The sequence below is a fragment of the Streptomyces sp. NBC_01255 genome, assembly GCF_036226445.1.
In the GTDB taxonomy this organism is placed as follows: domain Bacteria; phylum Actinomycetota; class Actinomycetes; order Streptomycetales; family Streptomycetaceae; genus Streptomyces.
In genome coordinates, this window is sequence record NZ_CP108474.1 from 6,906,351 (window position 1) to 6,917,249 (window position 10,899).

The following is a 10,899-nucleotide window of genomic DNA, read 5'->3' on the forward strand; positions in this document are numbered from 1 at the left end:
AAGATGAACAATGCTCTACTCTCACGCGCATGTCCTGGTCCCGAAGATTCGTCCTCGCCCTTTCGGCCGTGCTCGCGGCCCTCGCCGCGACCCTGCTCACCGCGCCCGGGGCCCAGGCCCACGAGGAGCGGCCCGTCACCTTCCCCGACGGCTCCGGCACCGTGCCGACGCTCCGCACCGGAGAGCCCGACCTCCTCGTCTGCAAGACCGACCGCGCCGACTTCACGCGCCGGATATCCGCCTTCCCGGCCCCGCTCAAGGCCCGCAACCTCGCCCTCCTCGACCGCTGCGCCCGCGAGGGGTACCGCCACCTCCAGCAGGCCGTCGACGCCGTCGACCGGCCGGGCATGACGATCGCGATCCTCCCGGGCCTCTACGAGGAGGAGCCCTCGCTGCCCGCGCCCACCGGCGCGTGCGCCTCGCTCAAGGCGCCGACCTCCTCGTTCGGCTACCAGATCCTCAGCTACGAGCAGCAGCGGCAGTGCCCGCACAACCAGAACCTGGTCGCGATCTTCGGCAAGAAGAACCTCCAGATCGAGGGCACCGGCGCCACCCGCATGGACGTCGTCATCGACGCCAAGTACCAGAAGCTCAACGGCGTCCGGGCCGACCAGTCCGACGGCGTCTACTTCCGCAACTTCACCGCCCAGCGCACCACCTTCAACTCGCTGTACGTGCTCGCCGCCGACGGCTTCGTCATCGACGACGTCCTCACCCGCTGGAACGACGAGTACGGCTTCCTCACGTTCGCCTCCGACCACGGCCTCTACAAGAACTGCGAGTCGTACGGCAACGGCGACTCCGGCATCTACCCCGGCTCGGCCTCGAACATCAACGACGGCCGCGGCTACGACGTACCCCGCTACTCCATCGAGATCACCGGCTGCCGCAGCCACCACAACATGGTCGGCTACTCCGGCACCGCCGGAGACTCGGTCTGGGTCCACGACAACGAGTTCGACCACAACATGGGCGGCGCCTCCATGGACTCCGCCTTCCCCGGCCACCCCGGACTTCCCCAGAACCACGCCCGCTTCGAGCGCAACCTGATCCACGACAACAACCAGAACTACTACCCGTACGTCGCCGACGGCACCTGCGCCAAGCCGCCCGTCGACCGCGGCTACGAGCGCGGCGTCGTCTGCCCCCAGATCTCCATGCCCCCCGGCACCGGCATCATCACCGCGGGCGGCAACTGGAACCTCTACGAGGACAACTGGGTGTACGGCCACCAGCGCACCGCCTTCTACCTCAACGCCGTGCCCGCCTTCATCCGCGGCGAGTCCGCCTGGGGCAAGCAGTTCGACACCTCCCACCACAACCGCTACGCCGCCAACCACCTCGGCGTCGACAAGGCCGGCAACTCCCGCCCCAACCGCACCGACGTCTCCTGGGATGGTCAGGGCAGCGGCAACTGCTGGCAGTCCGACGCCGGTGCGTCCAGCCCCGGCGCCCTGCCCGGCTGCGGAGAACGCCGAGGCGACGTCTCCGGCAACACCGACCGCCTCGTCGGAGAGCCCGTCAAGCTCGCCCAGCTCCTCGTCTGCGCCGACTACAGCGTCCCGGAGCGCCGCCTCCCGGCAGGCTGCGACTGGTACGGCGCCCGCGGCCTGGAGCGCGTCGAGACCCAACTCGCCCTCGGCAGCGCCCTCGTCCTCGCCCTGACCGGCTTCGCCCTGTGGTGGCGCCGACTGCGCGGCCACCGGCTCGCGGGCGTGGCCACCCTCGTCGGCCTCGCGGGCCTGACCCTGGACGTGGTCGGCTCGACCCTCGCCCTCACCCCGACCGTCGTCCCGGCCCTCGCGCTGCTCCTCACCGGCGCGTGGTGGACCCTCATCGGCCTCGCCCTGCGGCCCACCCGCCCCGTCTTCGCCTGGACCACGGTCGCCCTCGGCGCCCTCACCCTGCTCGACGCCTTCGACAAGGCGGTCCTGATGCTCCCGGGCATCCCGCTCAGCCCCGCCTGGTTCCGCCTGCTGCTCGGCGTCGTCTGGGTCCTCTGGGCGGTGATCGCGGCAGGCACCCGCACACCGGAAACAACCGACCCCGACCCCGAGCCGGAGACGGAGACGGAGCCGGCGACGGAGGCCGAGCCCATGGAGGGGCCCGCCACCACCCTCGCGGCCACCCCCACCGCGGCCACCCCCACCGCGACCGCCACCCCCGAGGCCGCCGACCCGCGGCCCCGCGAGGAGGGGACGGCGTGACGCACCCCCGCCGGGCGGCGACGCCTCTCCTCGCCCTGGCGCTCGCCCTGACCGCCGCGCTGTCCCTCGCGGGCTGCGCCGACCGGCCCACCACCCACCACAACCCCGGCACCAGCCACGAGGAGGCCACCGGGAGCAGCGGCACCCTGCTCCCGGCCCGCGACGAGGCCGGCCACCGGCTGCGGGAGGTCCCCGCGGCGGCCGCGCCCACCGTCCGGATCGAGACCAGGCCCGACACCGAGGGCGGCTGGAACGTCCACCTCACGGTGGAGAGGTTCCGCTTCACCCCGGACAGCACCGGCGGCGCCGCCCTCCCCGGCCGGGGTCACGCCCGTCTCCTGGCCGACGGCAAGGAGACCGCCCGTCTGTACGGCGCCTGGGGGTACGTACCGCCCGGCGCCCGCACCCTGACCGTCCGCCTCCACGCGGACGACCACACGGTCTGGGCCGTCGCCGGCGCCCCCGTCCAGGCCACCGTCCGCCTGGACGGCGCCCCCGCCGCCTCGACACCGCCCCCGAGCCCCCGGCCCTCCCCCTCCGGCACGGCCACGGCCACGGCCACCGACACCGCCACCGTCGCGCCGCCGAGCCCCCAGCCGTCCGAAACCGGCCGGACCGTCACCCTCGCCATCACCGGAAAGACCGTCCAGCCACCCCCCTCCCGCATCGAGTTGAAGAAGGGCGAGCGCCTCACCCTCCGGGTCACCGGCGACCGCGCCGACACCCTCCACGTCCACGGCTACGACCGCGAACTCCCCCTCACTCCCGGCGTCCCCGCCACCCTCACCCTCACCGCCGACCGCACCGGTCTCTTCGAGGTCGAGACCCACGAGTCCGGACTCCTCCTGACCCAACTCGTCGTCCGATGACCGGCGTCCCGGTCCCCGTCCCCGTCCCCGGCCTCCCGCTCGCTCCGACGCCCGGACTCCCGCTGGCCCACGGCGTCGGCTCGCAGCACGACCTCCCCCTCTCGCCCTTCTACGCCTACGCGGGCGCCTTCACCGCACTCCTCGTCTCCTTCCTCGCCCTCGGGCTGCTCTGGTCCTCGTCCCGCTTCCGCGGCGACGAGGCCGGGCGGCCCGTCCCGGCCGCCGTCCAGCGGGCGGCCGACGCGCCGGCCACCCGCACCGCGCTCCGGCTCCTCGGCGCCGCCGTCGCCGTGCTCTTCCTCGCCCACCTCCTCCTCGGCCCCGACGACCCGGACCGCAACCCCGCGCCCGGCGCCCTCTACGTCCTCCTCTGGGTCGGCCTCGTCCCCGCCTCCCTCCTCCTCGGCCCCGTCTGGCGCCTCCTCAACCCGCTCCGCACCCTTCACTCCCTCCGCCCGCCACGGAGCCCCCGCCCCCTGCCCGCCGCGATCGGCATCCGCCCCGCCGCCGCCGGGCTCCTCCTCTTCACCTGGCTCGAACTCGTCGCCCCCGACAACACCTCCTCCACCACCCTCCTCACCGCCCTCGCCGTCCACGCCGGCGTCCAACTCCTCGGCGCCGCCCGCTACGGCGACCGCTGGTTCGCCCACGCCGACCCCTTCGAGGTCTACTCCTCCCTCCTCGCCCGGCTCTCCCCGCTCGGCCGCCGCGCCGACGGCCGTCTCGTCCTGCGTTCCCCCTTCCACAGCCTCGACTCCACCCCGCAGACCCCCGGTCTCGTCGCCACCGTCTGCGTCCTCCTCGGCTCCACCGCCTACGACGGCCTCTCCGACAACCCCCGCTGGATCACCACCCTCCAGACCTCCTCCCTCGACCCCACCGTCACCGCCACGCTCGGCCTGCTCGCCGTCGTCGCCCTCGCCGCCGCCTGCTACGGCCTCTGCGCGGGCGCCCTCCGCCTCATGGACCGGTCCCTCACCACGCCCCTCACCTCCTTCGCGCACTCGCTCCTGCCCATCGCCCTCGGCTACCTCGTCGCCCACTACTTCTCGCTCTTCGTCACCGAAGGACCACGTACCGTCATCATGGCAGCGGGCACTGACAACGCCCTCTCGCCCGTCCCGCCACTGGGTCCCGGCGGCCTCGCGACCCTCCAGGTCGCCGCGATCGTCACCGGCCACGTCCTCGGTGTCGTCGCCGCCCACGACCGGTCCGTCCGGCTCTTCCCGCCCGCCCGGGCCGTCGCGGGCCAGCTGCCGCTGTTCGTGCTGATGATCGCGTACACCCTCGGAGGCATCGGCCTGCTCATCGCCTGACGCGAGGCGAACCGGTCACGTGCTGCGGGAGTCGACTCCGGAGCTCGCGCGCCGGACCGTAAGCCCGCACGTGCCCCCTCCCGGGTACAGTCGCGGCCGAGGTCGTCGCGGGGGTCGTCTCCGAGGTGGTGGAGCGGTTTGTCCGATACGAGTGAGACCGGCGTCGCGGTCGGGCGAGCCGGACCCGACGGGAGCGGCATCATGGCTTCTGTGTCCCAGACCAGCCCGAAGACCCCGCCGGTTCTCCGCCGTGCCCCCGTCCAGCAGCGCAGCGCCGAGCGGCTCGCCCGGATCCTCGACGCCTGCGCAGATCTCCTCGACGAGACCGGTTACGAGCAGCTGAGTACCCGCGCCGTCGCCGCCCGCGCGGGCGTCCCCATCGGCTCCGTCTACCGCTTCTTCGGCAACAAGCGGGCGATGGTCGCCGCCCTCGCCCACCGCAACCTCGACCAGTACGCCGAGCGCATCTCCACCCGCTTCGCGGCGACGCCCCTCCTCGACGCGTACGGAGCCATCGACGGGGTCCTCGACGAGTTCATCGCCATGAAGCGGACCGTCCCGGGCTTCGCGCTGGTCGACTTCGGCGTGCCGGGAGGCGCGCCGGGGGAGACGGCGGCGGAGAGTGGTGCGGAGAGTGTTGCCGGGAAGGACGTGTCGGGGGAGGACGCGGGGGAGGGAGCCGGGACCGCTGACGGGAGCGCAGCCGAGGACCCCAATCACCTCGTCGCCGAGCGGCTCTGTGACCTGCTCGCCACCCACCTCGGCCGCACCGCCGACGAGGTCCTGCACCGCAAGGTCCTGGTCGGCGTCGAGACCGCCGACGCCCTCGTCCGGCTCGCCTTCCGTACGGCCCCCGAGGGCGACCCGGCGCTGATCGCCGAGACCCGGCAACTCCTGTACGCCTACCTGGCGCCCTCGCTCGCCTAGCGCCCCGCTCCGCCTCGCCTCCGCCTCGCCCCGCACCCGGATCCCGCGCACCTCTCCCGTACGTGCCTACCGGTCGGTATGCTCGGCGCCACCCGACGCACCAGGGAGACGTCATGCCCACCGCCCTGCGCATCTGCCCCCTCTGTGAAGCGACCTGCGGACTGACCCTGACGCTCGACGGCTCGCGCGTCACGGGAGCCCGCGGCGACCGCGAGGACGTGTTCAGCCAGGGGTTCATCTGCCCCAAGGGCGCCGCCTTCCCCGAGGTCGACGCCGATCCGGACCGGCTCCGCCGCCCGCTCGTCCGGAAGGACGGCCGACTCCAGGAGGCGAGCTGGGCCGAGGCGTTCGACACCATCGCCGCCCGGATCAGGCCGCTGATCGAGGAGTACGGGCCGGACTCCGTGGGTATCGTCCTGGGCAACCCCAACGTGCACACGATCGCCGGCGCCCTCTACCCGCCCCTCCTCATCGGCGCCCTGCGTACGCGGAACCTCTTCACCGCGTCGACGCTCGACCAGATGCCCAAACACGTCTCCAGCGGCCTGCTGTTCGGGGACCCCTTCGCCGTACCCGTCCCGGACCTGGACCGCACCCACCACCTCCTGATCCTCGGCGCCAACCCGCTGGACTCCAACGGAAGTCTGTGCACCGCCCCCGACTTCCCCGGCAGGCTCAAGGCGCTCAAGCGGCGCGGCGGCACCCTCACCGTCGTCGACCCACGGCGCACCCGCACCGCACGCCTCGCCGACCGCCACGTCGCCATCCGCCCCGGCGCCGACGCGCTCCTCCTCGCCGCCCTCGTCCACACCCTCTTCGAGGAGGGCCTCACCGACCTCGGCCCGCTCGCCGCCCATGTCGAAGGGGTCGAGGACGTACGGGAGGCGGTGCGGGAGTTCAGCCCCGAGGCCGTCGCCGCCGCCTGCGACGTCGACGCCGCCACCCTCCGCACCCTCGCCCGCGAACTGGCCGCGGCGCCCTCCGCCGCCGTCTACGGACGGATGGGCAGCTCCACCGTGGAGTACGGCACCCTCGGTAACTGGCTCGTCGACGTCCTCAACGTCCTCACCGGCAACCTCGACCGGCCCGGGGGCGTGCTCTTCCCGCTCTCCGCCACCGCACCCGCCCCGCGCCCGGCGGGTCCCGGCAGGGGTTTCGCCCTCGGCCGCCGGCACAGCAGGGTCTCGCACCACCCCGAGGCCAAGGGGGAGTTGCCGCTGGTCGCCCTCGCCGAGGAGATCGAGACGCCGGGGGACGGACGCATCCGGGCAGTGATCACCGTCGCCGCCAACCCCGTCCTCTCCGCCCCCGACGGGAACCGGCTCGACGCCGCCCTCGACTCCCTCGACCTCATGGTCGCCGTCGACCCGTACCTCAACGAGACCACCCGCCACGCCGACGTCCTCCTGCCCCCGCCGCCACCCTCCCGGAGCGCCCACTTCGACTTCGCCTTCAACGGCTTCGCCGTCCGCGACCAGGCCCGCTACACCCCGGCGGCCGTCCCCCTCGAAGCGGACGCCATGGACGAGTGCGAGATCCACGCCCGGTTGATCCTCGCCGTGTCCGGCATGCACGGCGCCCCGCCGTCCGCCGTCGACGAGCTCGCCGTCGAGACCACCCTCGCCAAGGCCGTCACCCAGGAGCACTCACCGGCGTACGGCGCGGATCCCAAGGAGTTCGCGGAGCGACTCACCGGGGCCACGGGACCCGAGCGCCGGCTCGACCTGATGCTGCGTCTCGGCCCGTACGGGCTCACCCTCGACGAGCTGCGGGCCCACCCGCACGGCATCGACCTCGGTCCGCTCAAGCCGCGCGTCCCGGACCTCCTCAAGACCCGCAGTGGCCGGATCGAACTCCTCCCCGCGCCCCTCGCCGCCGATCTGCCCCGGCTGCGCGCCGCCCTGCACGCCGTACCGGCCCCCGGCACCCTCCAGCTCGTCGGCCGCCGGCACCTGCGCTCGAACAACAGCTGGCTGCACAACACCCCCGCCCTCGGTGGCGGCTCGAACCGCTGCACCCTCCAGGTGCACCCCGAGGACGCGGCCCGGCTGCGGCTCACCGACGGCGGGCTCGCCCGGATCGCCGGGGAAGGCGGCTCCCTCGAGGTGCCGGTGGAGATCACCGACGGGGTGCGTCCGGGCGTGGTGAGCCTGCCGCACGGCTGGGGCCACGACCGGCCGGGCACCCGGCTCGCCGTGGCAGCCGCCCGCCCCGGCGTCAACGTCAACCAGCTTCTCGACGGCTCCCGGATCGACCCGCTCTCCGGCACCGCCGTCCTCAACGGCTTCCCCGTCGAGGTGGCACCCCTCGGCTAGCCCCCCGTGTGGCCTCGGCTCTGACCTGGGGTTTTGCTCGTATTGCTCACGCGTCAACATCTTGTTAACGGCAGAAGAGGGCACCTACCGTCATCCGGACCGCCGCTCGGCGGCAGTTCAAGGGTGAACGTGAGGTGTCCTCCATGCTGACCGTCCTCGGCTTCGCCATGATCGCGACCTTTCTGGTCCTGATCATGATGAAGAAGATGTCGCCGATCGCGGCGCTCGTGCTGATCCCCGCGCTCTTCTGTGTCGCGGTCGGGCAGGGGGCCCAGCTCGGCGACTACGTCATCGAGGGGGTCGGCAAGCTGGCGCCGACCGCCGCGATGCTGATGTTCGCGATCGTCTACTTCGGCGTCATGATCGACGTCGGCCTCTTCGACCCGATCGTCCGGGGCATCCTGCGCTTCTGCAAGGCCGACCCCGTGCGCGTCGTCGTGGGTACGGCGGTGCTCGCCGCGATCGTCTCCCTGGACGGCGACGGCTCCACCACCTTCATGATCACCGTCTCGGCGATGTATCCGCTCTACAAGCGGCTCGGCATGAGCCTCGTCGTCATGACCGGTGTCGCCGCCACCGCCAACGGCGTCATGAACACCCTGCCCTGGGGCGGCCCCACGGCCCGCGCCGCGACCGCGCTGAAGCTGGACGCCTCCGACATCTTCGTCCCGATGATCCCCGCGCTCGGCATGGGCCTGCTCTTCGTCTTCGCCCTGGCGTACGTCCTCGGGCGCCGCGAGCGCAGGCGCATCGGCTACCTCACGCTCGACGAGGTCCTGGTGCCGGAGACCGAGACCGTGCTGGTCGCGGCGGGCGGCGGGGCGGGCGCGGGCACGGACGCGGACGCGCCGAAGAAGTCCGCCGGTGAATCCGGTGCGGGCACGGCCACGCCCATGGCCACGGGCGCGGGCGTCGGCGCGGGTGACGGCGACGGCTTCCAGGGGCTCGACCCGAACCGGGCGACCCTCCGGCCCAAGCTGTACTGGTTCAACGCCGGCCTCACGATCGTGCTGCTCACCGCGATGATCCTGGAGCTGCTGCCGATCCCGGTCCTGTTCCTCCTCGGCGCCGCTCTCGCGCTCACCGTCAACTACCCGAACATGGCCGAGCAGAAGGCCCGGATCGCCGCCCACGCGGACAACGTCCTCAACGTCTCGGGCATGGTCTTCGCCGCCGCCGTCTTCACGGGGGTCCTCACCGGCACGGGCATGGTCAAGCACATGGCCGACTGGCTCGTCGGCGCCATTCCCGAGGGCATGGGGCCGCACATGGCCGTGGTCACCGGCCTGCTGAGCCTCCCGCTCACCTACTTCATGTCGAACGACGGCTTCTACTTCGGCGTGCTGCCGGTCCTCGCGGAGGCCGGCGCGGCCCACGGCGTGTCGCCCCTGGAGATCGCCAGGGCCTCGCTGGTCGGGCAGGCGCTCCACATGTCCAGCCCCCTGGTGCCCGCGGTGTACGTCCTCGTCGGCATGGCGAAGGTGGAGTTCGGCGACCACACCCGGTTCACGGTGAAGTGGGCCGCGCTGACCTCGCTGGTCGTGCTGGCGGCGGGGATCCTCTTCGGGATCATCTGACCCGGTCGGCCCCGCCCCGGCCCCGGTCCCGTGTGGCGACGGGTGGGCCGGACGGGTGGAGACAGGGGTCGGTGCGGTCGAGTCGTCACCGCGCGTGCCCATCTCGTGACAGATAGTCGGATTATCGCAAATACGCGTCCGCTGTGCTCCCTCACGACTGGAGGACCTCCCTCATGACGACTCCCCCCACCCGCACTCTTCTCCGCGCGGCGCTCGCCACCGTGGCCCTCGGCGGTGTGACCCTCGCCGGCGCCCCGGCGGCTTTCGCCGCGCCCGGCGACAACGGTGACGTCAAGGTCCACCGACAGAACACCCCCGACACCAGCCAGGCCAACGAGCCCCAGGTCGGATGCACCTTCCGCTTCGCGGCCTTCAACTTCGACGGCCTGCAGAGCATTCAGTGGAACATCTATGAGCAGCCGGGCCAGCCAGGCAACCAGGACCCGTCGCTGAAGAACGGCAGCATCGCCGTCGACAGCAACGGTGACGGACACACGGACGACATCACCGGCCTGTCGTCCGGCATGTACAAGGTCGAATGGACGTGGGTGGGCCAGAGCGGCGCGGCGAAGTCGAAGGTCTTCCGGGTCCACTGCCCCGGCGACGTCATCACCAACCCGACGCCGACACCGACGCCCACCAACGGTAACGGGGGCCCCGGCGGCGGCCCCGGCGGCGGCCCCGGCGGGAACGGCGACAACGGCGGCAACGGCCACGGGAAGCCCCCGCACGGCCCGGTCGGCGCGGGCGGCGGCGGCAGCGCGCCGATCGCCGCCGAGGACTCCTCGGCCTTCGGCATCGGGGCGGCCGTCGCGGCGGGCCTCGCCGGCACGGCCGGACTGGTCCTGATCCGTCGCTCGCGCCGCCGCGACAATGGCGCCGCGTAGGTCCGGCCTCACGCCCCGCCCCGGCCTCACGCCCCGGTCCCGCCTCACGCGCCGGCACCGGCGACTCCTCCGGCTCACCAGGACCTTCACGGTGACGTGCGTCCTGGTGGCCGGGGGTGCCTGGTGGGCCGGGGACGGGGAACCGGCCGACCCGCCGCTCGCCGAGGCACCGGCCGCACCCGGCCCGGCCGCGGCGGGAGCGTCCGCGGCGGGAGCGGCGGCCGGTGCCCCGGCCGCCCTCGACCACAAGGCGAAGCCCAGGGTGCTCCCCAAGGCCACGCCACCGCCCCGGCCGGCACCGCCACCCCGGCCGCTGGCCCGGTCGCGCCCCACGGCGCTCGCCGTCCCCGCCATCACCATCGAGGCCCCGGTCACCGACCTCGGTCTCGACGGCGCCGGGCGGCTCGCCACCCCGCCCGTCGACAACCCCCGGGTCGTCGGCTGGTACGCGAAGGGCGCCACTCCGGGGGAGCGCGGCACCGCCGTCGTCGTCGGTCACCGCGACACCAGCAGCGGGCCTGCCGTCTTCCTCAACCTCGACTCGCTCAGCCCCGGCAACACCGTCCGGGTCGCCCGCGCCGACGGCAGGGTCGCCGTCTTCACGGTCGACCGCGTCCGGACGTACGCCAAGGCCGACTTCCCCGACAAGGAGGTGTACGGCGCCACAGGGCGGCCCGAACTGCGGCTGCTCACCTGTGGCGGATCCTTCGACCGCAGTACGGGCTACGAGGCGAACGTCGTCGTCTTCGCCCACCTCACCGGCATCGACCGGACGATCTGACCGACGGACCCCAGCCGCGT

8 protein-coding genes are annotated in these 10,899 nt (G+C 73.2%); all 8 read left to right on the top strand.

All coding sequences use genetic code 11. The features are described 5' to 3' along the window. Positions 1-29 precede the first annotated feature (29 nt). The 8 genes from OG357_RS31285 to OG357_RS31320 all read left to right on the top strand — a co-directional run bounded on the left by OG357_RS31285 (position 30) and on the right by OG357_RS31320 (position 10,879). On the top strand, positions 30-2,207 hold the full coding sequence (locus OG357_RS31285; RefSeq protein ID WP_329624320.1) for a right-handed parallel beta-helix repeat-containing protein: 2,178 nt from the start codon (positions 30-32) through the stop codon (positions 2,205-2,207). Continuing rightward, positions 2,204-3,076, top strand: coding sequence for a hypothetical protein (locus OG357_RS31290; RefSeq protein WP_443066761.1), 873 nt, complete (start codon positions 2,204-2,206; stop codon positions 3,074-3,076). Before OG357_RS31285 ends, OG357_RS31290 begins: the two co-directional genes overlap by 4 nt. Beyond that, the gene (locus tag OG357_RS31295; protein ID WP_329624321.1) at positions 3,073-4,392 is read left to right on the top strand and encodes a hypothetical protein; all 1,320 of its coding nucleotides are present in this window, start codon (positions 3,073-3,075) and stop codon (positions 4,390-4,392) included. The genes OG357_RS31290 and OG357_RS31295 overlap by 4 nt, the downstream gene beginning before the upstream one ends. Before the next feature lie 201 nt (positions 4,393-4,593). After that, positions 4,594-5,319 carry a TetR family transcriptional regulator gene (locus OG357_RS31300; RefSeq protein WP_329624322.1) on the top strand — a complete coding sequence of 242 codons (726 nt, stop codon included), beginning with the start codon at positions 4,594-4,596 and terminating at the stop codon, positions 5,317-5,319. Between the two features lie 113 nt (positions 5,320-5,432). After that, positions 5,433-7,634, top strand: coding sequence for a molybdopterin oxidoreductase family protein (locus tag OG357_RS31305; protein ID WP_329624323.1), 2,202 nt, complete (start codon positions 5,433-5,435; stop codon positions 7,632-7,634). Positions 7,635-7,777: 143 nt separating this feature from the next. Next, a complete protein-coding gene (locus OG357_RS31310) occupies positions 7,778-9,211 on the top strand; it encodes a CitMHS family transporter (RefSeq protein WP_329624324.1) in 1,434 nt (477 codons plus the stop codon). A 173-nt stretch (positions 9,212-9,384) separates the two neighbouring features. Beyond that, positions 9,385-10,098 (top strand): hypothetical protein, encoded by a 714-nt coding sequence (locus tag OG357_RS31315; RefSeq protein ID WP_329624325.1) that lies wholly within the window; start codon positions 9,385-9,387, stop codon positions 10,096-10,098. 91 nt (positions 10,099-10,189) lie between these two features. Then, positions 10,190-10,879, top strand: a complete 690-nt coding sequence (locus OG357_RS31320; RefSeq protein ID WP_329624326.1) for a class F sortase — start codon at positions 10,190-10,192, stop codon at positions 10,877-10,879. Positions 10,880-10,899: the final 20 nt, after the last annotated feature.